Genomic DNA, 25083 nt, shown 5'->3' with positions numbered 1-25083 from the left:
GGCTTGGGTGGGCGAGGAAACTATAGAGACACCATATAAACCATAATGGCATTTTTTAACGGAAAAAATTTCTTAGCATACCGGTATTTAATAAAAACCAACACAAAAAATTCGAAATAACTATATGGCAATATTGTTAATGTGCCTGTGTGTATAGCGGTTTCCCGGACCCCTCCATCCAGGGTGGGGGAGGCCAGCGTCCGCTCTTCTGGGTCGGCGTGGACCTGAACACCGCCGGTCATATCGCCGTTGCAGCCGAACCTGCAACCGGCGAGGTGCGATGCTTCGGCAGAAGTCTGGAGTCCCTCAGGAGGGGCGTCGAGCGGGCTGGATCGAAAAGAGGGCTGCACCGGAAAAAACAGAAGAAGATGATTCTCAGGGTGATCAGGGAGCAGAACCACGCCATCAGCACCGGGATCGTCGAGTTCGCCAGGGATACAGGGGCCGGGATCAGGATGGAGCGCCTCTTTGGAAGACGGCATTGCAACGAGATCTCAGCAGACAACCCCGAGACCTGGCTCTTCTATACCCTCCAGAAAGCGGTCGTGAAAAGGGCGGAGATGAAAGGGATCACGGTCGAGTTCGTGAACCCGACCGGCACCTCGAAGCGGTGCTCCCGGTGCGGCGAGATGGGAATCAGGCAGCGGAAGTACTTTTTCTGCCCCTCGTGCGGCTATGAAGCGCATGCCGACGTGAATGCCGCCCTGAATATCGCCGGCATCGCCCCAGCCGTGCAGAGAAAAGAGCAGGCAGGGAAAAAAGCGGCGAGGAGAGCGATCGCACCGGCAGGGAACGAATGGTTCTATTATGTGCCGGCGGGCCCGTTCCCCGGTGCATGCGACTGAGCCATCGATCAAAATCGACCTGAAACCACAACGAAAAGCCCGCTCCGGGGCACCGGCGGCGCTCCCGCCGTCCCGAGGGCGATCCGTTCCTGTGGGTAGCCAAGGTCCTCGCAGACGGCGATCCGCACCTCAGGGGTCAGGGCCGCCGCAAGGTCGGGGACCGAGAAGGCCGGGTCGGCGATGAGAAAGACGACCTTCCCGCGCGAGACCTCCAGGGCGGCGTCGGCGATCGCCGCCGCGTGGTCCTTCCCATGGGCGGTGACAACCGCACCGCGGATCAGCGAGACCCCCAGGCGGGCGAAGGCGACCTGCATCGAGGAGATGCCCGGGACGACCTCGCCCCCGAGATAGCCGAGCCCCGCGAGCATGGGGTCGCCGGTCGAGAGGACGACGGTGTCGGCAGGGAGTGAGCGGAGGCGTTTGTAATCGGTGATCTCGTGCACCGCCGTTCCCTCGCGGATATAGGGGCGGGCGAGGTCGATGGCGCGATCTGATCCATAGATGACCGCCGCCCCGGCGATCGCCGCTGCCGCCGCCGCCGTGATCATGCCGGGGCCGCAGCCCACGCCGACGATCTTCACCCCGAGTCCCCCATAACGCCGCCGTCCCTGTCCACGATCACGACCCTGACACCAGGGTGATCGGCCCTGAAGCGCGCAAACGCCCGCTCCATGATCCCTGGCCACACAGGTGTCGCCGTCAGTTCCTCGACGGTGCCGCACCCGGTACCTTCGAGGACGCCGGGGTCGATGAACTTCATCACCAGCCCGGGCAGGGCGCAGATCACCGCCTCTCCCCCGACCTCGTCGAGGGCGCGCCCGAGGTTCACCCCGACGAGCACGGCCTCGTGGTCAGGGAAGAGGAGACGGGAGTAACGCAGCCCGATCCTCCCGGTGGTGAGCACCACCCGCTCTGCCCCCCTGATCCGCTCGAAGGCCGATTCTGAGAGGTGATCGTCCCAGGGCTCGACGAGCCCGGTGGAACCCAGGACCGAGATCCCGCCCTCGATCCCGATACGGGGGTTGAGGGTCTTCCCGGCGATCGCCGCCCCCTCAGGAATGGAGAGGCGCACCCGCACGCCCGAAAGCCCGACCGCCGCCATCGCCCCCCTGATCCCCTGCAGGATCGATTGCATCGCCGTCCCGCTGATCGCCGCCTCACCGGCGCGATACCGCGGTGTGTCCCTGGCGAAACGCCCGATCCCCTCGCCAGCCTCAAAGGTGAGACCGGCAGGGGCACGTTCAGCAGTTGCCACGAAGAGCAGGCCGGCCGTGACGTCGGAGGGATAGTCGCCGGCGTCTTTTCTCGCCGACCCGGTGCCGTCCCTCCCCTCTGCCGGGACCGTGAAGACAAGCCCGCAGGGGAGCGTGACGGCGACCGCCGAGACCGGCCCTTTCAGGGAGAGCACCGCCGCCGTTGCCGCCGCGGCGGCCGTTGTTCCCGTGGTAAAGCCGCGGCGGAGCACCGCCCCCGAGGCGGTGAGCACCCCGAGCCCCGAGGCGACGAGGTCAAGCCCATCCGGGCTCGCGCACCGCGCCGTCCACGCTTCAGGATAGACAAAACCGGTGACCGGATCGACGATCGCCTCACGCCGCACGCTGTTGCTCCACGAATATCGTGACGATCTCGTTCATCGCCGCCACCGCGGGCGGCGTCCCCCCCCGCGTCCCCTGCGTGGTGATCGAGGTGATCTCGAGCCCCCTGAGTTCCTCCTTCGACTCGGCGGCGTTCACGAAGCCGACCGCCATCCCGATCACGAGCGCCGGGCGCACCCCTTCCCTGATCATCGTGCAGAGGGAGAGCAGGGAGGAGGGGGCGTTGCCGATCACGACGATCGAGCCCTCCAGGCGGTCGCGCAGGGCGAGAAAACCCGCAGAGGAACGGGTGATCCCGCGCTCGGCCGAGATATCGGCCCCGAAATCGAGGGCGCAGAGCACCTCTGAGGTGTGCTCGTTTTTCCTGATCCCCATCTGCACCATATGGATGTCGGTGACGATCGGCGCCCCCCGCTCGAGGGCCTCAAGCCCGGCGGCGACGGCGTCGCCCCTGAACCTGACCAGATCGGCCATCACGAAGTCGCCGACGGCGATCGCGCACCGCTGCCTGATCCGGTCTTCGACCGTCCTATCGCCGATCACCTGCCTGGCAAGGGCGCGGCTCGTCCGCGAGATCTGATACCCCTCCGGGGTGTCGGCGCCGGGATCAATATACATATTTCCTCCTGTATCCTCTCGGCGTAAGCATTCCGCCGTTTTTCGTCGGGAACGTCTCTTTTCCGCCGACAAAGACCACCGTGTGCATATCGACCGCCGAGGTGTCGGCGGCGAGGGCGCCCAGGGTGGTGACCGACGTCGCCTCTCCCTCCCGGCAGGCGTTCCGCACGAGCCCGACCGGGGTCTCTGGCGCAGCGTGGCGGAGGGCGATCGCGAGGGCGCGGGAGAGGTTCTCAGGTCTGCCGCGGCTCTTCGGGTTGTACAGCGCCACCGGCACGCCCATCGCGAAGGCGCAGTCGAGGCGGTGCTCGATCTCCTCCCAGGGCGTGAGCAGGTCAGAGAGGGAGAGGGTCACGTGGTCGCCGGTGAGCGGCGACCCGAGCAGTGAAGCCCCGGCACAGGCGGCGGTGACGCCGGGGACCACCTCGACCTCCACCGCATCGCCCGAGCGCTCCAGCACTTCAAGGACGATCCCGGCCATCCCGTAGACGCCGGGATCGCCGCCGCTCACCATGGCGACCCGATGCTCACGGGCGAGGTCGATGCACCGGCGTGCACGATCGACCTCCTTTCCCATCGAGCTCCTGATCACCGTTTTTCCCTCGAGGAGCGATCCGAGCTGTTCAAGATAAAAGGCGTTTCCGATGACATACTCGGCCTCCCGGATCGCCTCGGCGGCCCGCCCGGTCATCCAGGCGGCCCCGCCCGGCCCGGTGCCCACAATAAAGAGTTTCCCTGATTTATCGTCCGATTGCAACGGTAACATCCCCATAGACACGTTTTTTCAGCACCAGTTCGCGCCGCTGCGCAAGGGCGAGGACCGCCGGTTCGGCGACCCCGGAAAGCCCGATAAGCCCGGCCCGCGAGGGCGAGGGCGGCGCCTCCTGGTTCAGGACGGCATCGGGCAGGAAGACCAGCACCCCGCCGAGGTCCGCGACCGCCCGGGTCAGACCCTCTTCGTCCCGTTTCTTCTCTGTCGTCGCATAGACGAGCACATCGTCCGCCGCGATCCCGGCTTCTTCGAGCGCCGACCTGACGGCAGAGACGACGGCGTCAGCAGAAACGCCGCGCCGGCAGCCGACACCGACGACGTAGCCCCCGCCGCGGGCGAGCACCGAGACCGCCGGACCGGCCACCACCACGGCCGGGCCGCCCACCGTATAGACCGGCACATCGCCGTCGAGCATGGCGACGTTCACCGGGAGGGTGGAGGTGGGGTTTATGACCTGCGTCCCGGTGGCGGCGGCGATCCCCTCCACACACGGGCGTCCCAGCGCCTCGGTCGCCGTCGAGATCACGGCCACCGCCCCGGTGGCAGAGGCGATCTCGCGGGCGAGATCGTTTGCGCCGTGGTGGCCCCCGACAAGAGGGACGGCAAAACCGAGGCCGGGGCTCACCACGACCACCGGGGGATCGCGCCACTTGGAGGTGAGGAGGGGGGCGATGGCGCGCACGGCGATCCCGGCGGACATCAGGGCGACGACCCGGTCGTAGCCCTCGAACGCCCGTTCAAAGACGCCGGGGGCATAGGGGAGATACTCCCCGCCCACGGCCGCCGCAAGCCGCTCTGCATCCCCGGCAAAACGCCGGAGGGAAATCACCGCCGTCTTCATCCGTAGAGGTCCGAATTGACATAGCCCGATCTGGCGGCGTCCACCACCCCGCCGATGATGATCAGGGCCGAGCGTTCGATCCCGGCGGCCCGCGCCTTTGCGGCGATATCGGCGACCGTGCCGACGACCACCTTCTGGTCAGGCCAGGTGGCGTGGTAGACGACGGCGGCCGGCGTCTCCGGCGGGCACTCGGCCTTCGCCACCACTGCCTCCAGGTGCTCGGTGCCGAGGAAGACGACCATCGTGGCGCCGGAGCGGGAAAACTCGGCAATCATGTCCTTCTCCAGGGTCGCTCCGGCCGGGCGGGTGACGATCACCGATTCAGATACGCCCCTGAGGGTGAACTGCGTCTTCAGCGCCGCGGCGGCGCCGAACATCGAGGAGACACCGGGCACCACCTCGACGGCGATCCCGTCGCGCTCAAGTTCGGCGATCTGCTCGACGATCGCCCCGTACAGCGAGGGATCGCCGGAGTGGAGGCGCACCACGCGCTTTCCCGCCAGTGCGGCCTCGCGCATGAGCGCCACCATCTCGGGGAGCTTCATCCCCCAGGAATCGTACTTCTCCTGGGCCGGGGACCGGGCGACAAGATCGGGGTTCACGAGCGACCCTGCATAGATGAGCAGGTCGGCCCGCATCAGGAGATCATTGCCCTTCACCGTGATCAGATCGGGATCGCCCGGACCTGCACCGACAAAATATATCGTATTCATGCGTTTTTCCTCGCAAACAGCACGCTGAAATAACTGCTCTCTTCAGGAAGGTCGTCACCGCGGCAGATCCGCTCCCCCTCCATGTACATCCGCTCGACGAGGACGAACTCGTCGAAACCCTCCTCCCTGAGACGTTCGGCCGTCTCTTTCGGCCGCTTCACCTTCAGGAGAAGACGCGACGACTCAGGCGAGCCGTCGCTCACCCCGACGCCCCCGGCAAGGGAGACGCCGGCGGCCGAGGCAAAGGCGGTGATCGCCGATATCCCGGGCACCGTGGCGCAGGCGATATCGGGGTGGCGAGCGGTGAGCACGGCCGTCAGGCGGGAGAAGGTGCCGTAGAAGTTCGGGTCGCCAAGGATGCAGAATACAGAGAGGCCGGATCGGGCGTGCGGGGCGATCCTCTCGGCGTTCTCCTCGATGCACCTGGCAATATAATCCTCATCGTCGGTCATCGGAAAAGAGAGCACCTGCACGTCGGTGCGGTACGGGGCGATGATCGCAGCCGCCACCCGCCCGGGGACAAAAACCGCATCGGCCTCCTTGATCAGCCGCACCGCACGCACGGTCAGGAGTTCGGGATCGCCGGGACCGATGCCCACGCCGACGAGCATTCAGGCCACCTCCCCGATGACAAGCCAGACCGGGTTTGCCGGGGTCATCATCAGCCCGCTCCCGAGACGGCGGGAACGGGCGACCTGGAGCGAGACGACCTCCTCAAAGATACCGAGGCGCTGCATCGTCTCCACCGCACGGTGGAGGGTGCCGAGAAGGACGCAGTCGACGACGATCCGCCCCCTCACCTCGTCGGCGAGAACACCGAGCACCGCCTCGAGGTCCCGCGACCCGCCGACGAAGGCGGCATCGATCGGGCCTGCACCCCTGAGGACATCGGCCGCTTCGCCGCAGACGACCTGGATGTTCCGGGCAAGAGCCACTCTCGCGGCCTCTTTCGTGCATGCAGCCGCTTCAGGCCGGCGGTCCACGGCAATCACCCGGCCGGCCGTGCGTGCGGCGGCCACCGCGATCTTCCCGGTCCCGCAGCCGACGTCGGCGACGGTGCACCCGTCTCTCAGGCGGAGGTGCCAGAGCGCCACCGCCGCAACCTCATCCTGTGTCGGGCCGCCAGAAAGTCCCTTCTCCATGTAGGTAAAGGTGACCTGCCACGGCTAATTAACTCTTGTTTTTCTGAACGCGTTTAAGAAGGTATTACTACTCACCTGCATCACCATAGTATATGCGTGACCCTGAGCTGGAGATCCTCGCCGCCCTCGACACCGCGCCCTCCCATGTGTACGGGCTGAAGTTCCGCCTCGAAGAGCGCGATCTCCACAAAAGTCACAGCGATCTCTACAAAATGATCAATTCCCTCGAACGAAAGGGGCTTGTCTCCTATGTCAGGGAACCGAGCGGGATCGGACCGGAAAGAAAAGTATACTCTGTTACGGATGCCGGCCGGGAAGCCCTGCTCGACGCCCGCAAACGCGGGATCGGGCTGATCATCGAAGACTATTACCGTTTCATCGCCGCCGCCTTTCAGGATCTGATGGTGACCGAGTTCGAGAGCGAACGCCCGCTCGAGCGGATCGCACTCCTCACCGACCCCTTCAGAGGCGAGCAGGCGGCCCTCTTCGCTGCGGCGACCGCCGACCTGACCGGCGATATCCCTGAGCGCTTGCTCGTCAGCAGTGAAGGAACAACAAAGGAAGGATTTCTTCCCGTTGCCACCAGGCAGGAGCGCCTCCCCTTCAGGGATCAGACCTTCGATCTGGTCATCGCCCCGGCCCTTGCCGGGGCCGACCTTGGGGTGGTCCTGCCCGAGATCGCGCGGGTCCTCGCCCCGGATGCGCAGCTCGTCACGTTCCTGCCGCTCACCAGGGAGATGGCCGAGGCCTCCCTCATCGGCGGTTTTCTCCTGAGAGAGATCGCCACGCTCTCCCCGGAGATGCAGATCTGGCGGCAGGTCGATTTCCTCAGGGAGCTCGACGCTCACTTCGATGTCATGAGCGTCAACTATCTGGAGTTCTCCCTCATATTCTGCCGGCCGAAAGATGCTGGCCTCTAAAAAAGGGTACGGGCGTTCGCCCCCATCTCACGCCCCGGAATATTTCTCTGAAAAAACGATATCGTCAAGGTCTTTCTTCGCGGCCAGGGTGACCTCCTTCGGGTAGCCTGCCGGCACCAGGGAGACGAGGGTGTAGTCCTCAGGGACGCCGAGGAGCATGCGGACGGCGTCAGCATACTCTTTCTTCTCCCCGGCAACCCAGCAGGAGCCGACGCCGTAGGCCCAGAGGCCAAGGATCAGCTGGGTCGTGGCGGCCGAGCAGTCTTCAAGATAATATTTTGCGTCTCTTTTCCCGAAGACCGCAAAGCAGATCGGTGCGCCGGCGATGAACCGTCCGTGATCGGCGAGAGCGGCGATCCGGGAGAGCGTCTCCTTCTTCGTGACGACACCGAAAAGCCACGGCTGCTCGTTCCTTGCCGACGGGGCGAGGTGGGCGCAGTCGAGTGCGTTCCTGACAATCTTCTCATCGATCGGATCCTCTTTGTAGCTCCTGATCGAGTGGCGCGTCCTGATGATGGTAAGCCCAAGATTCGGACCAATATGCATGCTCCTCTCTGGGAAGGGAAAGAGGATAATAGTTGCGAAGGATGGGAAACGACATCCCCCGGCCCGGGGTTCCGGCGTCCATACGATGAAAAATAAGCCCGAAAAAAGAGATCAGAATGAAAAAAGACCGCCAAGCCATCCGATAAAGTTCGAGAAGCCCATTGGAATGATCACCGTCGGATCGATCCCGAGGATCGGCGAGATGAAGGCGAAGTACGCGATCGTCCCCAGGGTCGAACCCACATTCGCAAGCGCCGCCACCAGCACGACCCGAAAGATCGGCACCTTCCGCATCTGGGAGAAGTCTTCTGCATCCATGATCCGCTGGAAGTCCGAAGCCGAGGGCTTTCTGACCTTCGCCTCCACGGCGGCCGCAAACCATCCGGCCGCCATCAGGGGGTTGAGAGAGGTGAGCCATGCCACCGCAAAGGCCGTCGCCGCCGAGAGAGGGTGGCCGCCCGCCGCAAGGGTGAAGATCCCCGCAAGCACGCCGTTGATCAGCACCCAGTACAGGATCGCCCAGCCGAGCACCTCAAAGCCGACCCCGGAAAACGCCAGGGATATGATGAGGAACGCAAACAGGGCGATAAAGGCGCCGCCGACGATCGTACTCCAGGGATAACTTCTGGGCCGGGCGACGAGGTCGGCCTCGGGCGGGAGGAGTTCAGGGGAACTGAGATAGCGTTCGACGCCCCTGACATGGCCGGCGCCGATCACTGCCATCACCCGGTCGTAGCGGCCGGAGAGGTCGAGGATACGGCGGGCAAGATAGGCATCCCGCTCGTCGATGAGTGCCCGCGCCCCGTTCGGCGAGAACTTCCTGAACTCGTCGAGGGCCGCCGAGACGACGTCCTGCCTGGTGAGGGCGTCGATGTCGATCTCATCGCCCTCGACACCGCCCACCGAGAGGGCAAGTGCATAGACCATCTTCGCCTTCTCCCAGAGGCTCATCCCCTCCCAGAAACGGGCAAGGGTGATCCTGATATCCCGGTCGATCAGGGCCAGGGGCAGGCCGCGCCCCTCGACCTCCTCGATCGCCGCCACCATCTCGGCGCCGGGTTCGACGCCGACGTCCATGCCGATCTTTCGCTGGAGATAGGCAAGGGTCCACTGAAACAGGAGTTGCGAGAAGTTGCCGGTCTTCAGGACGTCTTCGACCTTCGGTGGGGCCTGTTCGTGCCTGAGGGCGTTGTAGCGTCCGGGATCGAGTTCGACGCCGACGATGCCGGGCTGAAACTCCTCGATTGCCGCCCTGACCTCGGCAACGCTCTTTTCTGAGACATGCGCCGTCCCGACAAGTCTGATCTCACCCATGGACCGGCCAGACCCCCTCGGAATCGACGACGGCACAGATCCCGGCCGGCACGGCCGTCGACGCCAGCACCTTCCTGATCCCCTCTTCTTCGGCCTCTTCGGCCTCCTGTCGCCCGATGAGGAGAGCGGCGAGCAGGCGGGCCTCTTCCCGGCTCATCTCGCCGCCGAGCCCGGGGCACTCGAAAACGGCCAGACGGTCGCCGTCGAGCATGAAGGGATAGGTGCGGCAGATCCAGGGGCGCGCTCCGTAAACGGTGCACCGCCCCTCCCGGAGGAAGAGACAGCGGCCTCCCTCCCGCCTGAGAGACCAGTCAAAGGTGTACCTGGCCCCGTCTTCCCCCTCGATAAAATCAGGATAGGGTTCGGCAACGCCGTCGAAGGTACGCCCGGCCGCATCGGCCACAGCCCTCGCCTCGGCCGGGGTAACCATGACGAGATTCGAGCCCGGCGATACCTCGCTGCAGCAGGCGCCGCACCCGGTGCAACGAAAACCGGTCGCCATGATCTCGTCAGCGAGAGCGTCTAGAGTCCGCATATCCTCTCGAAGTTGCGGAAGACGAGGTCGCCGTTCTCGGTATGGCTCACTTCGGGATGCCACTGCACCCCGTACAGCCGCTCTTCCGGGCGCCCCATCGCCTCGACCGGGCAGATCTCGGAGACGGCATAGACCGAGAAACCGGCCGGCACCGCCTTCACCTCGTCGGCATGCGAAGCCCAGACCCGGATCTGTTCCGGGTAACCGGCAAGGATCTCGCTCTCCTGTGCGATCCGAACACAGACTCCGCCGTAACCGCCGTGCGATCCCGGCCCGACCGCGCCGCCCCGCGCCGTGGCGATGATATGGAGGCCAAGGCAGATGCCGAGCACCGGCAGCCCGAGGTCAAGGTATTCGGCGCAGTTGCCGGCGCGCTCAAGGGACGGCCCGCCCCCCAGGATGATCCCGCGGCACCCGTCCGCAACCTCTGACGGGGGGGTGGTGTTCGGGACCATCTTCACCTCGATCTCCATATCCCGGAGTTTGCGGTGGATAAGGTGGTTGAATTGCCCATGGTTGTTCACGACAAAAATGGGAAGCATTAAAAAAAGTATGGTAGTGTCAGGGTAATAGCCTTTGTCAGCGGAACGAGAGTACCGTCGAGAGGATCGCCGACCTGATCTCCTCCTCGCTGCGGCCCATGAGGCGGGCAAGGAACATGGCGCCGCCAGCACCCATCCCTTCCTTCACCTCGCCCTCGCAGTAGCGCGCAAGCCCGGCATCGCCGATGGTGCCGAAGCCCGGGTCCACATAATAGGCCCGCGCCCCGACCGCGGCCGCCACCGCCTCGAAGTTCGCCGAGGGGTCAGCGCGCACGTACGCCGTGGTGACGAGCGGGGCCATCTCTTTCCCCAGCCCCTTTAAGATGGCATCGACGGCGAGCATCTGGGTGCCGCCCGCCAGCACCACCTCACCGGAAAAGGCGCTTACAATCCCGGCGGCGACCGGCATCATCGGATCGCCGCCGATACGCACCACGTCGAGGGGATCGGTGATCCCGGCATCATCCACGCGGCCCTGCACCGCCCGGCAGACCTCCTCCTTCAGCGCAACCGGGTTGTTCACGAAACTGCTCGAGACCCGGGCGTCGTAGCCGAGGGCGCGCAGCACGCAGAGGGCCGTCGTCGTCCCGCCGGGGACGCACTCCGCGAGCACCAGCAGATCAGCGCACCGCGAGAGGTGACGGCCGACCCCTTCGCCGGCGGCAAAGAGCGCCCGCGCCTTCGGCACCGCATCGGTCTCGCGGGGGTCGGCGCCGGGTTCGCCATAGACGTCCAGGCAGGGGACGGTCGGGCGGTTGTACATCCCGGCGTTGATGAAGACCGGATCGATCCCGCAGAGGGTCGTCATCGAGCGGGTGATCACCGCCGGCGTCGGGCAGTTCGTCGGGGTGTTGGGCTTATAGCCCATCGAGTGGATCGCCCCCTTCGTGATCAGTTCGGCGTCCAGGATCGGGGTGAAGACCGTACGTGCGGGGGTAGATCCGGCCCCGGAGATGCCCGGGACCATCGAGAGGGCGGTGTTTCCGAGGACGGCCGCAAAGAGCGGCCGCTTGAAGTCGAACGAGGGATTGTCGGAGAGAAATGCCATATCAATGTATATAGAGGATAGACCCAAAAAATTTCCTTATGTTTGAGATCGAGGAGCGGCTCGAAAAAAAAGGGATCACGACCGACGCCATCGTCGAGGCCGGGATGGCCCTGTATGTGCCCCACGGCATGAGCCCCGAGGCGGCGCGGGAACGGCTGCGGGAGCGGATCGCCGCCTCGTACCTGGACCCGAACATCTCGTCACTCCTCCTCGGCGCCGTTCTCCTCGAAGAAGAACTCTATGACCGCAGGAAGAACTCGGAGATCGCCGACGACCCGGTCTTTCTCCTCTCAGACGAGATCATCGGCATGGCGATCGCCGAGATTATCGGCGGGATCTACGCCCGTTTCGAGTTCACCAGGTACGACCAGAAAAAACCCGGCATCCTGGGCGAACTCGGGCCCTTCCTGGACGACGCCGTCGCCGGACTGATCGCAGGGAATACATCGAGGCTGTACTCGGAATGTTTCTCGAACCTGTAAGAGCGCTGTTGCAGTTCTGCACCGTCCTCCCCCTTGGACGGCCGGCAGATTTCGACGCCTTCGCCAGGCACACCTGGCTCTACCCGCTGGCCGGGTGGGTCACCGGCGGCGTCGCGGCAGCCGTCGCCCTCCTCCTTTCCGGCCACCCCGGCATTGCTGCCGCCGCAGCCGTCGCCGCCGCGATCATCGTCTCCGGAGGAAACCACTTCGACGGCCTCCTCGACCTCGGGGACGGACTGATGGCCCATGGGAGCAGGGAAAAACGGATTGCGGCCCTGACCGACCGCCAGATCGGTGCCGGGGGGGTCGCCGGCGGCATCCTCATAACGATGCTTGCAGTCGTCGGCCTCGGGGAGGTGTGGAGCGTCGCCCTCGCCGTCCTGACCGCAGAGGTCTGCGCAAAACTTGCCATGGCAGGGATCACCGCGCTTGGCGCGCCGTTCCACGACGGGATCCACGCCTATCTCCACGGTTTTTCCCGGCCGCATTTTATCCTGCTCGCACTGCTGCCCGTCCTTCCGCTCCTTCTGCTCATATCGCCGTTCGCTCTGGGAAAAGCGATTGCTGCCACCGGCATCGTCGTCCTCATCCTGCTGGGAACCGCCCGCCATCTCTTTGGCGGGGTGAACGGGGACGTGGCCGGGGCGTCAAACGAGATCGTCAGGGCCGCCGTCATCATCGCTCTCGTCCTCTAGGCGCATACACCTTTTTATCATCCAGCCGTAGTGTATGGTGATGATGCATGGAAGGCCCATTCATACGCGCGGCGGTGTGATCACCGAAATCGATCCGGATTTCTGTGCCATTCGTCTCCGCCTGCCGGCAGGGATTCTTCCGGTCGAAAAGATGACCGGCATTGTGGAGATAGCAAAAAAATACGGCTGCGAGGAGGTGCATCTTACTACCCGCCAGACGATGGAGATTCCGCACGTCGATCCATCCAGGCTTGAGGAGATCGTTCAGGATCTCGAAGCGAACGGCACGCCGCTCGGTTCGGAACACGAGGAGGTGGTCAATATCATCGCCTGCCCCGGAACGGCGCAGTGCAAGTACGCCAATATCGAAACCTTCACACTGGCAAAAAAGATCGATGAGCGGGTCTTCGGCAAAGAGACCCCCATACGGGTGAGGATATCGATATCGGGCTGCCCGAACGCCTGTACAAGCCCGATTCTCAACGAGATCGGGGTCATCGGCCGCATCCGTCCTGTACGGATCCAGGGCATGTGCACCGGCTGCGGCACCTGTGCCGAGTACTGCAGGGAAAAGGCGATCACCATTAAGAACGGGATCTCCGAACTGATCCCTGAGCGGTGCGTCCAGTGCGGCATCTGCGTCCAGTCCTGCCCCTTCAACCTGCTGAAGTCCGAGCACCGCCACTACCTGATCACCGTCGGCGGGAGGCGGGGGCGCCATCCGGCACAGGGACGGGAACTCGTGACTGTCGAGAGAGAAGAAGACGTGGTGGAAGTCATCGACCGGATCGTCTACTGGATCTACAGAACCGCATGGAGCGGGCGGCACCTCGCCGACCAGCTCGACGAGATCGACTTCGAAGCCTTCAGAAAAAAGATCAGGGAAGAGTTCAGCGCCGGTACATAGAGGCAAAACCGATGCCCGCATCGTCCGAGCACTCGATTGAATCCCCGTCCCGCACAAGGGAGTTGAACATCATGGCGGCGTTGAGGAGACTCTCGTCAATCCCGGCCCCGCCGCGTGCGCCTTTCATTGCCTGCTGCTGGGGAGAGGGGAGCACCCTTTTTCCCACCCGCACGCCGGCACAGTGCTTGCAATAGGCGCAGTGGCTGTGCACCGAGACCTCTCCCTGTGCGCAGGCGACGGTGACCCTGTCTTTCTCAGTATTGCGATGAAATTCCAGTGTTTTCATAGGTCACTGAGTGTTTGTACGATCAGACATTTGAGCATGTCGATACTCTTCGATAAACCCTCCATTGCACAGAGAAGAGGCGTATCGAAATGATTTATATAGATCGATGCCCAATATATGATACTCGCTTCAATCCGACTGTGTATGCAGTCTCATATTTGAGTGGAGGACTATCAATGGCAACCGAAAAACCACACCTGAACCTTGCTGTCATCGGGCACATCGACCATGGGAAGTCGACCACCGTCGGCCGCCTGATGTTCGAGACAGGAGCTGTACCGCCCCATATCATTGAGAACTACAGGAAGGAGGCCGAGTCCAAGGGCAAGGGTTCCTTCGAGTTTGCATGGGTCATGGACAGCCTGAAAGAGGAGCGCGAGCGCGGTATCACCATCGATATCGCCCACAAGCGGTTCGACACGGCAAAGTACTACTTTACCGTCGTAGACTGCCCGGGTCACCGTGACTTCGTCAAGAACATGATCACCGGTGCCTCCCAGGCAGATGCAGCACTCCTCGTTGTCGCCGCTCCCGACGGCGTCATGGAACAGACGAAGGAGCACGTCTTCCTCTCCAGGACCCTCGGCATCACGCAGCTGATCGTCGGCATCAACAAGATGGACGCCGCCGACTACTCCGAGAAGCGCTACAACGAGGTCAAGGAGCAGCTCTCGCAGCTTCTGAAGATGGTCGGCTTCAAGCCCTCCGAAGTCCCGTTCATCCCGATGTCCTCGTTCGCGGGCGTCAACATCTCGAAGAAGTCGCCGGAAACCCCATGGTACACCGGCCCGACCGTCCTCGAGGCCCTCGACCTCCTGAAGGAGCCCGAGAAGCCGACGACCCTGCCGTTCCGTCTCCCGATCCAGGACGTCTACTCGATCTCCGGCGTCGGCACCGTGCCCGTCGGCCGTATCGAGACCGGCGTCATGAAGAAGGGTATGAAGGTCGCCTTCATGCCGGCAAACGTCAACGGCGAAGTCAAGTCGATTGAGATGCACCACGAGGAAGTCCCCGAGGCGCTGCCCGGCGACAACGTCGGCTTCAACGTCCGTGGCGTCGGCAAGAACGATATCCGCCGTGGCGATGTCTGCGGTCCGGTTGAGCTTCCGCCGACCGTTGCCGAGGAGTTCACCGCACAGATCGTCGTGCTCCACCACCCGAGCGCGATCACCGTCGGCTACACCCCGGTCTTCCACTGCCACACGTCCCAGATCGCCTGCACCTTCACCGAACTCGTGAAGAAGCTCGATCCGCGCACCGGTCAGGTCAAGGAAGAGAACCCGACCTTCCTCAAGACTGGCGATGCGGCGATCGTCAAGATCCGCCCGACCCGCCCGATGGTCATTGAGAAGATCAAGGAGATCCCGCAGCTCGGTCGCTTCGCGATCCGTGATATGGGCGCAACCATTGCAGCCGGCATGTGCATCGACATCCAGGCAAAGCAGATGAGATAAGTTTGTTGTTGAGGTGAAGGTCTATGCAAAAAGCCAGAATACGCCTTTCGGGGACAGATTACGACAAAGTCGAGATGGTCTGTGACAGGATACGGGAGATTGCAGAGCGGACAGGCGTCAATCTGGCAGGGCCTATCCCCATCCCGACAAAGAGGCTTGTTGTCCCGGTCAGAAAAAGCCCTGACGGCGAGGGGACCGCAACCTGGGATCGCTGGCAGATGCGCGTGCACAAGCGGCTCATCGACATCGACGCTGACGAGCGTGCTCTCAGACAGCTGATGCGTATTCAGGTGCCGAAAGATATCGGCATCGAGATCGTGCTGGAGAGTTGATGCTGTGAGCGGCAGTTTGGCCGCCGGATTTGCCATTCGAATCCAAAGATCTCTCTCAACAGAGAGACTTTTTTTTTGTATCCTTATCCTCGCGGCGGTCCTGCGGTTCGCATTCCTGGATTTAAAACTCTTTCACCACGACGAGGCGATCCACGCCTGGTTCTCGTACAAACTCCTGACCACCGGCGTCTATGTCTATGACCCCTCATTCCACGGCCCGCTGCTCTACTATGTAACGGCCGGAATGTTTGCCCTCCTGGGCGACTCCGACCTTGTCGGCCGGATCGTTCCCGCATTCCTCGGCACCCTCGTCGTCGCGCTCGTCTATCCCCTCTACCGCCTCGGCTACCTCGACAACAGACAGGCCCTGGTCGCCGCATTCTTCCTTGCTATCTCGCCGAACCTGGTCTATTTCTCGCGGTTTCTCAGAAACGACATCTTTATTCTGTTTCTGACCTTTGTCCTCCTCCTCGCCCTGATCCTGTACCTGGAGAGAGGACAGGCCAGATATGCCATGATCGCAGCGGCGGCGGCGGGGCTCGGCCTCTCGTGCAAGGAGAACATGCCGATCGTGCTCGGAATTTTCGGGCTCTATATCATCTATCTCCTCTGGACGGGGAAGGTCCGTCTCCCCCTGTACTGGAAACGCCACCTCGCCCTCGGCATCCTGGTCGCAGCCGGAATCATCGTCATCTTCTACTCGTCCTTCGGCGTCCACCCCGACCGGGTGCTCACCTTCATCCCGGACGCCATCGCCCACTGGTGGGAGATGCACGAGCAGCAACGGCTTGGCGGGCCGTTTTACTTCTACGTTCTCCTCCTCCTCCTCTACGAGCTCCCGATCTTCGTCCTCGCCATCGCCGGAACGGTCCAGTTCCTCATCGCGGGACGAAAGACGGCGAGCGCTGCCGTCCGCAGCATGCACGAGATCGTCGAGATCTCGCTGCAGCAGATCCGGAGCGTTCTGCCGGCCCCGCCATCCTTCGATAAAAAAGAAGAATTTTTCCGTTTCTGCATCGTCTGGATGGCCCTTTCGATGGCGGCATATGCATATATCGGCGAGAAAGTGCCGTGGCTCCTGATCCACCAGCTCCTGCCCATGGTCTTTGTCGCCGTCTACGCGATGACAGAGAAGAAGACCGTCATCGCAATCGTCTCAAGCATCTTTCTGGTCCTTGCCCTCTGGCATGTCGCCTATGTGCCTGCCGATGTGAACGAGCCGATCATGCAGGTCCAGAACTCCGAGGATATGCGGGAGGTGATGGCGCTGATCGACGGTTCGAACGCCGTTGCCATCGCATCCGACCGCTACTGGCCGCTGCCGTGGTACTACCGCGGCGACCGATCGGCGAACCTGAGTTATTTCGGCAAGAAGATCGACGAGGGGAGCATCGCGGCAGGAAAATACGATCTGGTCATCGCCTCAGACGAGGACAGTTATCCCTCCCTCCCGGGCTACGAGAAGCGGACCTACAACCTCAACTACTGGTTCTCGTGGTACGACAACAAGGACCGCATCCTCCAGTATTATTTCCTCAGGGACGGGAAGATGGGCAATATGAAGATCGACGTCTTCGTGCCCGAACGGGCTTCTGCCTGAAGGTCCCTCCTGGATCTTTTTTTCGGTTTTGATTTGCCCCTCTGGAGTGGAGATGCGGGTCTGTGGGGCGGCAGGTGTTGCGGGGGTGTCTGCTCTGGATTTCCGGAGCCCTTACGTTCTCGGCGGGAAGATGTGGAACTATCCCTGTGGGTGGAGTGGACACCGCCCGGGGGCTCTTACCCCCGGGCCCCCGCGCGAGGATTGCCCCGGATGTGCGGGGGCAGGGAGGGCAGAGCATCTGTTGATGGATAAACATGGGGATGGGCATCCTGCGACGGGGAAAGAGAAGGGTCACGCACGTCGGGATCCTGGTGGTGCCTTCCCGGTCCAATCGCATGCGGGGGTCCGGGGGCAGCGCCCACGGCAGGCAGCGAGGGGAAAGCGTGGACCGGTACGCCCGGATGTGGAGAGAACCTGAACATGGCATGCCGGGGACTGACCGCAGGGAGGGGATCATGTCGGAATTACCCACATGAAACAGCGAAGAGCCGAAAAAAAACCTGAAAAAAAGAGATGGCGGAAAAAACCGCCAGAAAAGCCGACTGGACTGGTGAAGATTATCCTAATTCATCCCAGCGTTTCCTGTTTCTCAGATAGATGATGCCGCCGATGATCAGCACGATCACAATGCCCGCACCGATATAGAGCGGGAGCGAGCCGAGATTCAGGGAGAAGCCTTCGCCGATCTCCTCGCGGACCTGGGTGGCAAGGGTCAGGGTGGACTGCGCCTTCTGATTCGCATCGGCCCCCTTGATCCGGGCCGCATCATAGTTCTTCGCGTTCATCTGGTCATTGGCCAGGGAGAGGGACTGGGCGGCAAGGTCACGCTGGGTCTTGAGGTTCATCACCCGCTGGTCGGTTCCCATGCTCCTGTTGACCTCGAAATAGGTGATGATCCCGTCGATCTGGTTGATCGCCGACTGGGCGTCGTTGATCTCTTTCTGCGCCTCTGCCTGTACAAGAGCAGTTTCAGCAGCGTCCATCGCAGTCTGGGCGACCGTCAGGTCGGCCTTCGCCGCCGCAAAGTCTGACGTGGACGAAGCACGGTTGATCGCCGCCTTCGCCTCGTCGTACTTCGTCTGCGCCGCCGTCGTGTCGACGCCTGAAACGAGTTTCTCGTCGATACTCGCCTTCAGGGCGGTGAGACGGGTCTGGGCGGTGGCGATGTTCGCCTGGACGTCCTGCGGGTTCACGACCGTCCGCTTGATCGAGTACGTGCTGCCTTCAACGGCCACACCGTTGCTGTCGAGCTCCTGAATGCTCATAATGGTCTTACTCGAGGTCGCCGTCACCGTTGGGGCATATCCCTTCAGGGTGACCTTCACGACCAGATTGAGGCCTGACTTATAACTGAGTTCAAAACCGGGAATGGTCATGCGCATGTTCTTGACCGTACGGGGACTATCGCTGCCGATCCCGTCAATCTGGATATCACGGGTCCACTGAGGATCATTCAGTTCTGTGTAGAACTCCAGCTGGTTTTTATCCGGAAATGTCTGTTCAGTTCCTGTGAGCGTCAACGTAACGAGAACGGTCACAGGTTCGCCCGGCGATATGTCGCCGCTCGATGGGCTCACCGTGGGGGTGGTCGAAAGTTTGTAGTTCACCGCGGCCGATGCTGCCTGGACCAGACAGAAGACGGCGAGCAGTCCCATAAGTACCTTGATTGCTGATCTCATATGCCCTCACTCAAATAACGGATCGATATCCTGGTCGTCAAACATCGAAGCGCGCTTTTCCTTCGACCTGATGACATCTTCTTTTGTTTCTTTCGCAATTTCAAAGAGTTCGCGCACCCTCGGCGCCTCAGCGATCGTCGCAAGCACGACCACGGCCGCAATATAGTTGCTGTCCACCGGATAATCGCCGCCGCGGACCTCAACTCCTGCGATGTTCTCTTCGACCCAGCTTTTCGCCTTTTCAACGCCTTTCCGGTCCATCTCGTTCGGGTTGCCGGCGACGAGGACGAGCGCACGCTCTGCAGTCGAGTAGTCGCAGGGAAGCGTAAGACGGCCGAGCATGGCGCGGCGGACGAGGGCGATCACCTTTGCAGACTTGTCCTCGCCCATCAGCACTTCTTCCGCCTTCTCTTTCTTTGAAAAAGAGTCTTTCAGACCACCGAAAAAACCGCGTTTTTGCTTCGTCCTCTCGCTCACGACCTCGGTGACGGCATAGCCGACACTCGATATGCCGCCGCCGCGGAGGGTATTGATGATCTCCGAAGAATCGACGACCATCTCGCCGACGCCGGCCTTGCTGACCTCGCCTGCCCTGAAAAGGACGCCGAAACGCCTGACGATCTCGTCGTTTAACCGGGAGTAGGCGGTCTTGACGCTCTCGCCCTCGTTCTTCCAGGCCGAATTGTCGAAGACAAATACGTTGTCGGCCTCATTGACAAGGGTGGACAGGCTGCGGGCGGCATTGTAGGTGTACAGCCGTCCCTCCTCGGGGGCGGGAAGGAGACCGAGCACATAGACCGGCTCGCGGTAGATCCTCTTCAGGTGGCGTGCAAGCACCGGGGAACCGCCGGAGCCCGTCCCGCCACCGAGACCTGCCACAATCACAAAGGCATCCACGTCATGGGTACCGCGGGTATCGATCGAATTGATGATCGAATCGATCTCGTCCGCGGCGATCCGGGCGCCGGTGACGTTGTCGGTTCCCACGCCATGACCTTTGACCACAGTCTGGCCGATAAGTATGCGATCTTTGAGTTCGATGTTTTTGAGCCCCATAAGGTCGGTGCGGGCGGTATTGACAACGATCCCCCTGAAACTGTTCATCCCGGACTTTTTGTCCTGCTCGATGAACATGTCGACAACCTTACCGCCAGCCTGGCCGAATCCTATGAAAAATACTCTCATTCAGTTACACCATCCAGTCGGCTACCATAAATGCAAGAACGCTCGTTGCTGGTATCTAGCTAATAGTAGAGTTCTCATAAGAGTTCAAAAACTTTCTTATGCGCTTTGGATGATACACACTATTGCAGATTATGGATATTTGTATCATAGGGGGTGGCCTCACCGGCCTTGCCGCCGCTCTCCCCCTCACAGAAACCGCCGGGGTCACAATATTCGAGAGCAGACCCCTTCTTGGCGGGTGTCTCGCCTCCTACAAACGGGATGACTACTGGATCGAACGCTACTACCACCACTGTTTCGCCGGTGACGAACGCCTCTTTTCCCTGATCAGGGATCTCGGTCTCTCCGACCGCTTCGAATGGCTCAGCGGCTCGACCGGCTACTATGTAGACGGGACGATCCACCCGCTGACCAGCCCGATCGAGATCCTCCGCTACCCTCACCTCTCCCTCGCCGACAAGGTCCGCCTCGGGCTGCTGACCCTGCGGGCGAAACGGCTGGACCTTGCAGCGCTGGACGCGGTGCCGGCATCGGAGTATATCAGGAAGAACCTGGGCGAGAGCGTGTACGCCTCGTTTTTCGAACCGCTGCTGCGGAGCAAGTTCGGTGACCGGCGCGACGAGGTCTCGGCGGCGTGGCTCATCTCCAGGATCGCCATCCGCTCAGACCGGGGAGTTGAGGGCGAACGCCTCGGCTATATGAGGGGCGGGTGGCACGAACTTGTCGACGGGATGGCAGAGGAGGCGCAGAAGAGAGGCGCCGCCATCGAGACCGGAACATCGGTCACGGCGATCAGGCGCACCGGAGACGGGTGGGAGGTGAACGGTCAGCGTTTTGACGCCGTCCTCGCCACCATACCACCGCAGGAGATCGGCAGACTCAGCGGCATGGGGGGGTTCGCAGAGATCCCGTACCAGGGTGCGGCCTGCATGACGATCGGGCTCGACCGGGACGTCACCAACGGCATATACTGGTTGAACATGAAAGACCCCGCCCCGTACGGCGCCGTCGTCGCCCACACGAATTTTGCGCCGCGTGAGCGCTACGGCGAGGAGGTCGTCTACCTCGCCTCGTATTTCGGGGAGAAACCGGCACCCAACCTGAAAGAGACGATGCTCTCTGACTTCTGCAGGCGCTTCTCCGTCCCGAAGACCGCCGTCCACTGGAGCGAACTCGCCGTGGAGCGTTTCGCCGGACCGGTCTATACCACCGGCTTCGCCGGCATCATCCCGGCCTACGAGGAGCACGGGCTGTACCTTGCCGGGATGTTCTCCCGCCCGAACTACCCGGAGCGGTCGATGGAAGGATCGATTGCCGCCGGACAGGAGGTGGCGGCACGGATCACGGGAGCGGTGCAATGAACGGCGTCTCGGTGATCCTCCCGGTCTACAACGACCGCACCGCCCTTGAAGAGGCGATCCCGGCGTCCATCGCCGCCCTCGCAGCGATCACGGAAACCTTCGAGGTGATCGTCGCCGAGGACGGGAGCACCGACGGGAGCGCCGAATACGTGCAGGAGTGGCACGAGAAAGACCCCCGCGTCGTCCTCCTCCACGCCGACGAGAGGCTCGGCCGGGGTCGGGCCCTCAACAGGGCGATCGCCGCGGCGAGGTACGGGATCGTCTGCTATTACGACGTCGATCTCGCCACCGATCTCGCCCACCTGCCCGAACTCGTCGGGGCGATCCGGGACGGGGCCGATATCGCCACGGGATCGCGGCTGATGCCCGACTCCAACATCGTCAGGAGCGGCGGGCGGGAGATCGCCAGCCGCGGCTACAACTTCCTGGTGCGCACGATCCTCGGGAGCAGGCTCTACGACCACCAGTGCGGGTTCAAAGGGTTCAGGAGAGAGCGTATCCTCGACCTGATACCGGAGATCCGGGCCCCGCACTGGTTCTGGGACACCGAGTCGCTGGTGCGCGGGCAGCGGAAGGGCTACCGGATCGCCGAGTTTCCGGTGGTCTGGCGGCAGGGGCCGGGCACGACCGTCCGGTTCAAGGACATATTCTCTATGGGCTCGCAGATCCTGTGGCTCTGGTGGCAGATCCATGTGGCGAAAAGTTAGCGCCGTCGTCATTCCGACCCTGATCGCCTGCGGGATCCTGGCGTACATGCTCTGGCGGGTCTGGGACGACCTGGTGATCACCCTCGTCCATGCCGATCCCCTGTACCTCGCCGTCGCCGTCCTGGTCTGCGCCATCGCCTGGATCATGCGGGGATGGCGGTACCGGTCTATTCTGGGCGGCCTCGCCGTCAGAATCGCCCTCGTCTTCTCCACAGCCTGCATCCTCCTCTCGCAGACGGCAAACCTGATCGTCCCGGCCCGCCTCGGCGACCTGGTCAGGATCTTCATCCTCAAGCACGAGGACCTGGCGACCTACTCGCAGGGCGTCTCCTCTCTCGTCGTCGAGCGGATCTTCGACGTGGTGACGATCGCCCTCCTCGGCCTTGTGGCGCTCCCGTTCGTTATCGAAACCCCCGAATGGTTTCTGCCCCTCATCGCCGTCCCGATCGTCGGCGGGGCGGTCTTCGCCGCTTTCCTCCTCCTGATGGGCGACCGCCATTCCGAGAACAGGTATCTCGGCATCGTCTACGGCATGCTCGCCGAGATCAGGGCGGCCTCCTTGAACGCGAGGGCCCTGCTCGTGCTCGGGGCCTCCTCGATCGCGATCTGGCTTGCGGACATCCTGGTCTGCGCCGTCGTGGTCCTGATGTTCGGCGAGAGCATCCCCTTCATGGTCGTCGTGCTCGCCATCGTCATCGGCAATCTGGTCAAGGCCGTACCGATCACCCCGGGCGGTGTCGGCACCTACGAATTCGCCCTCGCCATTACCTTCGAGCTCGCCGGCACGGCCCCGGCGACGGCCACCGTGATCGCCGTCGTCGACCACCTGATCAAGAACCTGGTCACTCTCGTCGGCGGGATCGGATCCCTCTACTACTTCGGCGACTGGTCGGTACACCTGATGAAGCGCTCGTTCCACGAGGGGCTCTCCAGGGAGGAACTGCGTGAGCCCTGAGGCGCAGGTCCTCATGGTCGTCTCCTGGATCGTCCTGATCAAGGCGATCCAGTGCGCCCTCTGGCCGCGCCTCACCACGGTGCTCGGGGAGTTCGCCTACCCGGCGGCATACCCGCTCTCCATCCTCCTCTTCGGGGCCGCATCCTGGTACCTCGCCCTCCTCCACCTCCCGGTGCAGGCCGCCCTCCTGCCCTTTGCCGCCCTGGCGGCATACGCACTCTGGCGGCGCGAATACACCGTCGAGGAGTTCAAACGATTCGCACACTGGGACGCCGTCTTCCTCGTCTTTTTCACCTCGATGCTCCTCTTCCGCTTCGTCAACCCGACGATCTCGTTTGCCGAGAAGTTCATGGACCACGCCTTTCTCGCCTCTATCATGCGCGAACCGGTCGTCCCCCCCCTCGACCCCTGGTTTGCCGGGGGAACCCTCGATATCTATTACTATATGGGATACTGGACGCCTGGAGCGCTCGGGATCACGGCCGGGGTGCCGTCCTCCGTCGTCTTCAACCTCGGTCTCCCCACCGTGCTCGGGGCGGCGGCCGTCATGGCCTATGCGACCGGGCGCCTGCTCGTCCCGAAGGCCGCATGGATCCCCCTCCTCATCTTTCCCCTGGTAAACCCGGCCTTCCTGTGGGAGGCGCTCTCCGGTACGCCGATGCAGACCCTCCTCTGGAACAGCACCCGCGTCATCGACGGAACGATCAACGAGTACACCATGTTCTCCTTCCTCTGGGGCGACCTGCACCCGCATGTCCTGGGGATCTTCGGCCAGTTCCTCCTCATCTTCCTCCTCTGCTATGCCCTGACAAGGTGGGAAGGGCTCGGCCGAAACGCCAGGATCGGTCTTGTCGCCTGCACCGCCGTCAGCCTGGGCTCGATACCACCGATCAACTCATGGGACGTCCTCCTCTACGCCCCCCTTGTCGTTGTTGCAGGGCTCCTGATCTGGCGGCGGCACGGCGATCCGCTCTTCCTCGTCGCCGTCCCGCCCCTCTCGATCGCCCTGTACGCCCCCTATTACCTCCAGTTCGCCGGCGCGGGGGTCGAAGGGGCAGGCCTTGTGACCGCACCCACCGATCCCGTCCAGTTCCTCCTCGTCCACGGCTTTTTCCTCGCCGTGCTCTATGCCGCCTCTGCCCGCGACGTCCTCGCCCGCCCCTGGCTCCTCGGTGCGCCGGCGATCCTCGGCCTGGCCGGATACGTCGCCGCAGGGATCGCCGCCCTGCCGCTCGCGGCGATCCTCTCGCGCCGCCGCCTCTCGCCGATCGACCTCCTCTGCGCCGCCGGCCTCGTGATCGTCATCATCTGCGAATTCTTCTACCTGAAGGACAACATGGGAGGCGTGTATTACCGGCTGAACTCTGTCTTCAAGTGCTACTCGGTCGCCTGGATCCTCCTCGGGACCGGCGTGCTGCTGATGCTCGGCGAGCGGATCGCCGGGACCGGTCTGGTCGACCGGGTCGCAGGGAAAAGGAAACACGCCCTTGCAGCCGTCGCCGCTCTTGCCCTCTTAATCGCCCCCCTTGCGATCGACCTCGACTTCGGCTACGCCTCGCGCTCCCTGGACGGCCTTGCCTGGCTCCAGACGCAGCACCCTGGCGACGCCGCCGCCATTGCGTGGCTCCAGGCAGAGGAGGGGAGCCTCATTCTCGTCGAGGCGGTCGGCGGCGACTACACCCATGCCGGCCGCGTCTCGGCCTTCACCGGCATCCCGACAGTCCTCGGCCAGCCATTCCACGAACAGATGTGGCGGAGCGATTGGGACGCGATATCCAAACGTAAAGCGGACGTGCAGGCGATATACGAGAACCCTACAGAGTGTCTTGCCCTCATGGAAAAATACGGCGCCACCATCCTTTACGTCGGCGACCTCGAAGAGGAGACCTACCAGATCAACCTCCCGGCGGACGGGCTCATGCCGGTGTACAATGCCGCCGGGGTTACGGTCTATGAGCGCACCTGAGGAAGGTTTATCAGTTTTCCTGTAGATTTCATATGGCTACTCA

At 62.8% G+C, this 25083-nt stretch carries 28 protein-coding genes; 12 read left to right on the top strand and 16 right to left on the bottom strand.

Annotated features, from left to right (window positions below; genetic code table 11):
• Window positions 1-149 precede the first annotated feature (149 nt).
• The gene (locus HWN36_RS12295; RefSeq protein ID WP_176789517.1) at window positions 150-845 is read left to right on the top strand and encodes a zinc ribbon domain-containing protein; all 696 of its coding nucleotides are present in this window, start codon (window positions 150-152) and stop codon (window positions 843-845) included.
• Between the two features lie 8 nt (window positions 846-853).
• Here HWN36_RS12295 and HWN36_RS11510 read toward each other — a convergent pair whose 3' ends face one another.
• The 8 genes from HWN36_RS11510 to HWN36_RS11475 are packed head-to-tail and all read right to left on the bottom strand — an operon-like array spanning window position 854 to window position 6526.
• Complete coding sequence (locus tag HWN36_RS11510) at window positions 854-1426, bottom strand: cobalt-precorrin-7 (C(5))-methyltransferase (RefSeq protein WP_176789516.1); 573 nt, start codon at window positions 1424-1426, stop codon at window positions 854-856.
• Window positions 1423-2442 (bottom strand): cobalt-precorrin-5B (C(1))-methyltransferase, encoded by a 1020-nt coding sequence (locus tag HWN36_RS11505; RefSeq protein ID WP_343044983.1) that lies wholly within the window; start codon window positions 2440-2442, stop codon window positions 1423-1425. The genes HWN36_RS11510 and HWN36_RS11505 overlap by 4 nt, the downstream gene beginning before the upstream one ends.
• Window positions 2432-3058, bottom strand: a complete 627-nt coding sequence (locus HWN36_RS11500; protein ID WP_176789515.1) for a precorrin-8X methylmutase — start codon at window positions 3056-3058, stop codon at window positions 2432-2434. Before HWN36_RS11500 ends, HWN36_RS11505 begins: the two co-directional genes overlap by 11 nt.
• The gene (gene cobJ / locus HWN36_RS11495) at window positions 3048-3824 is read right to left on the bottom strand and encodes a precorrin-3B C(17)-methyltransferase (RefSeq protein ID WP_246270008.1); all 777 of its coding nucleotides are present in this window, start codon (window positions 3822-3824) and stop codon (window positions 3048-3050) included. The genes HWN36_RS11500 and cobJ overlap by 11 nt, the downstream gene beginning before the upstream one ends.
• Window positions 3799-4671, bottom strand: a complete 873-nt coding sequence (cbiG, locus tag HWN36_RS11490) for a cobalt-precorrin 5A hydrolase (RefSeq protein WP_176789513.1) — start codon at window positions 4669-4671, stop codon at window positions 3799-3801. Before cbiG ends, cobJ begins: the two co-directional genes overlap by 26 nt.
• Complete coding sequence (locus HWN36_RS11485) at window positions 4668-5384, bottom strand: cobalt-precorrin-4/precorrin-4 C(11)-methyltransferase (protein ID WP_176789512.1); 717 nt, start codon at window positions 5382-5384, stop codon at window positions 4668-4670. Before HWN36_RS11485 ends, cbiG begins: the two co-directional genes overlap by 4 nt.
• The gene (locus HWN36_RS11480) at window positions 5381-5995 is read right to left on the bottom strand and encodes a cobalt-factor II C(20)-methyltransferase (protein ID WP_176789511.1); all 615 of its coding nucleotides are present in this window, start codon (window positions 5993-5995) and stop codon (window positions 5381-5383) included. Before HWN36_RS11480 ends, HWN36_RS11485 begins: the two co-directional genes overlap by 4 nt.
• The gene (locus tag HWN36_RS11475; RefSeq protein WP_176789510.1) at window positions 5996-6526 is read right to left on the bottom strand and encodes a methyltransferase domain-containing protein; all 531 of its coding nucleotides are present in this window, start codon (window positions 6524-6526) and stop codon (window positions 5996-5998) included.
• Window positions 6527-6618: 92 nt separating this feature from the next.
• Here HWN36_RS11475 and HWN36_RS11470 point away from each other — a divergent pair, with 92 nt between their 5' ends.
• Window positions 6619-7446: a helix-turn-helix transcriptional regulator gene (locus tag HWN36_RS11470; RefSeq protein ID WP_176789509.1), complete on the top strand. Its 828-nt coding sequence runs from the start codon at window positions 6619-6621 to the stop codon at window positions 7444-7446.
• A 27-nt stretch (window positions 7447-7473) separates the two neighbouring features.
• Here the strand turns inward: HWN36_RS11470 and HWN36_RS11465 are convergent, their stop codons facing one another.
• The 5 genes from HWN36_RS11465 to cobT form a co-directional block, all read right to left on the bottom strand.
• On the bottom strand, window positions 7474-7992 hold the full coding sequence (locus HWN36_RS11465; protein ID WP_176789508.1) for a nitroreductase family protein: 519 nt from the start codon (window positions 7990-7992) through the stop codon (window positions 7474-7476).
• A 111-nt stretch (window positions 7993-8103) separates the two neighbouring features.
• Entirely contained in the window at window positions 8104-9306 is a 1203-nt protein-coding gene (locus HWN36_RS11460) for a TraB/GumN family protein (protein ID WP_176789507.1), read from the bottom strand.
• Window positions 9299-9841, bottom strand: a complete 543-nt coding sequence (locus HWN36_RS11455) for a YkgJ family cysteine cluster protein (protein WP_176789506.1) — start codon at window positions 9839-9841, stop codon at window positions 9299-9301. The genes HWN36_RS11460 and HWN36_RS11455 overlap by 8 nt, the downstream gene beginning before the upstream one ends.
• Window positions 9829-10383: a GMP synthase subunit A gene (locus tag HWN36_RS11450; protein WP_176789505.1), complete on the bottom strand. Its 555-nt coding sequence runs from the start codon at window positions 10381-10383 to the stop codon at window positions 9829-9831. Before HWN36_RS11450 ends, HWN36_RS11455 begins: the two co-directional genes overlap by 13 nt.
• A 37-nt stretch (window positions 10384-10420) precedes the next feature.
• Entirely contained in the window at window positions 10421-11431 is a 1011-nt protein-coding gene (gene cobT, locus HWN36_RS11445; protein ID WP_176789504.1) for a nicotinate mononucleotide-dependent phosphoribosyltransferase CobT, read from the bottom strand.
• Between the two features lie 38 nt (window positions 11432-11469).
• On the opposite strand from cobT, the gene HWN36_RS11440 reads away from it, so the two are divergent.
• Genes HWN36_RS11440 through HWN36_RS11430 form a run of 3 tightly spaced genes read left to right on the top strand, consistent with a single transcriptional unit; the run spans window position 11470 to window position 13515 of the window.
• The gene (locus HWN36_RS11440; RefSeq protein ID WP_176789503.1) at window positions 11470-11913 is read left to right on the top strand and encodes a phosphatidylglycerophosphatase A; all 444 of its coding nucleotides are present in this window, start codon (window positions 11470-11472) and stop codon (window positions 11911-11913) included.
• Entirely contained in the window at window positions 11895-12608 is a 714-nt protein-coding gene (gene cobS / locus HWN36_RS11435; RefSeq protein ID WP_176789502.1) for an adenosylcobinamide-GDP ribazoletransferase, read from the top strand. The genes HWN36_RS11440 and cobS overlap by 19 nt, the downstream gene beginning before the upstream one ends.
• Before the next feature lie 34 nt (window positions 12609-12642).
• A complete protein-coding gene (locus HWN36_RS11430) occupies window positions 12643-13515 on the top strand; it encodes a 4Fe-4S binding protein (protein WP_176789501.1) in 873 nt (290 codons plus the stop codon).
• On the opposite strand, the gene HWN36_RS11425 is transcribed toward HWN36_RS11430, so the two are convergent.
• On the bottom strand, window positions 13499-13801 hold the full coding sequence (locus HWN36_RS11425; RefSeq protein WP_176789500.1) for a hypothetical protein: 303 nt from the start codon (window positions 13799-13801) through the stop codon (window positions 13499-13501). The genes HWN36_RS11430 and HWN36_RS11425 overlap by 17 nt on opposite strands.
• Before the next feature lie 176 nt (window positions 13802-13977).
• On the opposite strand from HWN36_RS11425, the gene tuf reads away from it, so the two are divergent.
• The 3 genes from tuf to HWN36_RS11410 are packed head-to-tail and all read left to right on the top strand — an operon-like array spanning window position 13978 to window position 17187.
• Window positions 13978-15255: a translation elongation factor EF-1 subunit alpha gene (gene tuf, locus HWN36_RS11420; RefSeq protein WP_176789499.1), complete on the top strand. Its 1278-nt coding sequence runs from the start codon at window positions 13978-13980 to the stop codon at window positions 15253-15255.
• Window positions 15256-15278: 23 nt separating this feature from the next.
• The gene (rpsJ, locus tag HWN36_RS11415; protein WP_176789498.1) at window positions 15279-15587 is read left to right on the top strand and encodes a 30S ribosomal protein S10; all 309 of its coding nucleotides are present in this window, start codon (window positions 15279-15281) and stop codon (window positions 15585-15587) included.
• Window positions 15588-15591: 4 nt separating this feature from the next.
• Window positions 15592-17187, top strand: coding sequence for a flippase activity-associated protein Agl23 (locus tag HWN36_RS11410; protein ID WP_176789497.1), 1596 nt, complete (start codon window positions 15592-15594; stop codon window positions 17185-17187).
• 557 nt (window positions 17188-17744) lie between these two features.
• Here HWN36_RS11410 and HWN36_RS11405 read toward each other — a convergent pair.
• Both HWN36_RS11405 and HWN36_RS11400 read right to left on the bottom strand, forming a co-directional pair.
• Window positions 17745-18866, bottom strand: a complete 1122-nt coding sequence (locus HWN36_RS11405) for an HlyD family secretion protein (RefSeq protein ID WP_176789496.1) — start codon at window positions 18864-18866, stop codon at window positions 17745-17747.
• Window positions 18867-18872: 6 nt separating this feature from the next.
• Complete coding sequence (locus HWN36_RS11400) at window positions 18873-20051, bottom strand: tubulin/FtsZ family protein (protein ID WP_176789495.1); 1179 nt, start codon at window positions 20049-20051, stop codon at window positions 18873-18875.
• Between the two features lie 131 nt (window positions 20052-20182).
• On the opposite strand from HWN36_RS11400, the gene HWN36_RS11395 reads away from it, so the two are divergent.
• The 4 genes from HWN36_RS11395 to HWN36_RS11380 are packed head-to-tail and all read left to right on the top strand — an operon-like array spanning window position 20183 to window position 25040.
• A complete protein-coding gene (locus HWN36_RS11395) occupies window positions 20183-21412 on the top strand; it encodes an NAD(P)/FAD-dependent oxidoreductase (protein WP_176789494.1) in 1230 nt (409 codons plus the stop codon).
• Complete coding sequence (locus HWN36_RS11390) at window positions 21409-22119, top strand: dolichyl-phosphate beta-glucosyltransferase (protein ID WP_176789493.1); 711 nt, start codon at window positions 21409-21411, stop codon at window positions 22117-22119. Before HWN36_RS11395 ends, HWN36_RS11390 begins: the two co-directional genes overlap by 4 nt.
• On the top strand, window positions 22103-23074 hold the full coding sequence (locus HWN36_RS11385; protein WP_176789492.1) for a lysylphosphatidylglycerol synthase transmembrane domain-containing protein: 972 nt from the start codon (window positions 22103-22105) through the stop codon (window positions 23072-23074). The genes HWN36_RS11390 and HWN36_RS11385 overlap by 17 nt, the downstream gene beginning before the upstream one ends.
• Window positions 23064-25040, top strand: coding sequence for a DUF2298 domain-containing protein (locus HWN36_RS11380; RefSeq protein WP_176789491.1), 1977 nt, complete (start codon window positions 23064-23066; stop codon window positions 25038-25040). The genes HWN36_RS11385 and HWN36_RS11380 overlap by 11 nt, the downstream gene beginning before the upstream one ends.
• The last annotated feature ends 43 nt before the right edge of the window (window positions 25041-25083 follow it).

The sequence above is a fragment of the Methanofollis tationis genome, assembly GCF_013377755.1.
Taxonomy (GTDB): Archaea; Halobacteriota; Methanomicrobia; order Methanomicrobiales; family Methanofollaceae; genus Methanofollis; species Methanofollis tationis.
The sequence above is the reverse complement of the archived record's forward strand: the minus strand, read 5'-3'. Positions and strand labels throughout refer to the sequence as shown.

Excerpts from the sequence above, each read along its gene's own strand:
- HWN36_RS11500 (WP_176789515.1), bottom strand. The coding sequence starts at position 3,058 with ATGTATATTGATCCCGGCGCCGACACCCCGGAGGGGTATCAGATCTCG.
- cobJ (WP_246270008.1), bottom strand. The coding sequence starts at position 3,824 with ATGTTACCGTTGCAATCGGACGATAAATCAGGGAAACTCTTTATTGTG.
- cbiG (WP_176789513.1), bottom strand. The coding sequence starts at position 4,671 with ATGAAGACGGCGGTGATTTCCCTCCGGCGTTTTGCCGGGGATGCAGAG.
- HWN36_RS11485 (WP_176789512.1), bottom strand. The coding sequence starts at position 5,384 with ATGAATACGATATATTTTGTCGGTGCAGGTCCGGGCGATCCCGATCTG.
- HWN36_RS11480 (WP_176789511.1), bottom strand. The coding sequence starts at position 5,995 with ATGCTCGTCGGCGTGGGCATCGGTCCCGGCGATCCCGAACTCCTGACC.
- HWN36_RS11475 (WP_176789510.1), bottom strand. The coding sequence starts at position 6,526 with ATGGAGAAGGGACTTTCTGGCGGCCCGACACAGGATGAGGTTGCGGCG.
- HWN36_RS11470 (WP_176789509.1), top strand. The coding sequence starts at position 6,619 with ATGCGTGACCCTGAGCTGGAGATCCTCGCCGCCCTCGACACCGCGCCC.
- HWN36_RS11465 (WP_176789508.1), bottom strand. The coding sequence starts at position 7,992 with ATGCATATTGGTCCGAATCTTGGGCTTACCATCATCAGGACGCGCCAC.
- HWN36_RS11460 (WP_176789507.1), bottom strand. The coding sequence starts at position 9,306 with ATGGGTGAGATCAGACTTGTCGGGACGGCGCATGTCTCAGAAAAGAGC.
- HWN36_RS11455 (WP_176789506.1), bottom strand. The coding sequence starts at position 9,841 with ATGCGGACTCTAGACGCTCTCGCTGACGAGATCATGGCGACCGGTTTT.
- HWN36_RS11450 (WP_176789505.1), bottom strand. The coding sequence starts at position 10,383 with ATGCTTCCCATTTTTGTCGTGAACAACCATGGGCAATTCAACCACCTT.
- cobT (WP_176789504.1), bottom strand. The coding sequence starts at position 11,431 with ATGGCATTTCTCTCCGACAATCCCTCGTTCGACTTCAAGCGGCCGCTC.
- HWN36_RS11440 (WP_176789503.1), top strand. The coding sequence starts at position 11,470 with ATGTTTGAGATCGAGGAGCGGCTCGAAAAAAAAGGGATCACGACCGAC.
- cobS (WP_176789502.1), top strand. The coding sequence starts at position 11,895 with ATGTTTCTCGAACCTGTAAGAGCGCTGTTGCAGTTCTGCACCGTCCTC.
- HWN36_RS11430 (WP_176789501.1), top strand. The coding sequence starts at position 12,643 with ATGGTGATGATGCATGGAAGGCCCATTCATACGCGCGGCGGTGTGATC.
- HWN36_RS11425 (WP_176789500.1), bottom strand. The coding sequence starts at position 13,801 with ATGAAAACACTGGAATTTCATCGCAATACTGAGAAAGACAGGGTCACC.
- tuf (WP_176789499.1), top strand. The coding sequence starts at position 13,978 with ATGGCAACCGAAAAACCACACCTGAACCTTGCTGTCATCGGGCACATC.
- rpsJ (WP_176789498.1), top strand. The coding sequence starts at position 15,279 with ATGCAAAAAGCCAGAATACGCCTTTCGGGGACAGATTACGACAAAGTC.
- HWN36_RS11405 (WP_176789496.1), bottom strand. The coding sequence starts at position 18,866 with ATGAGATCAGCAATCAAGGTACTTATGGGACTGCTCGCCGTCTTCTGT.
- HWN36_RS11400 (WP_176789495.1), bottom strand. The coding sequence starts at position 20,051 with ATGAGAGTATTTTTCATAGGATTCGGCCAGGCTGGCGGTAAGGTTGTC.
- HWN36_RS11395 (WP_176789494.1), top strand. The coding sequence starts at position 20,183 with ATGGATATTTGTATCATAGGGGGTGGCCTCACCGGCCTTGCCGCCGCT.
- HWN36_RS11390 (WP_176789493.1), top strand. The coding sequence starts at position 21,409 with ATGAACGGCGTCTCGGTGATCCTCCCGGTCTACAACGACCGCACCGCC.
- HWN36_RS11385 (WP_176789492.1), top strand. The coding sequence starts at position 22,103 with ATGTGGCGAAAAGTTAGCGCCGTCGTCATTCCGACCCTGATCGCCTGC.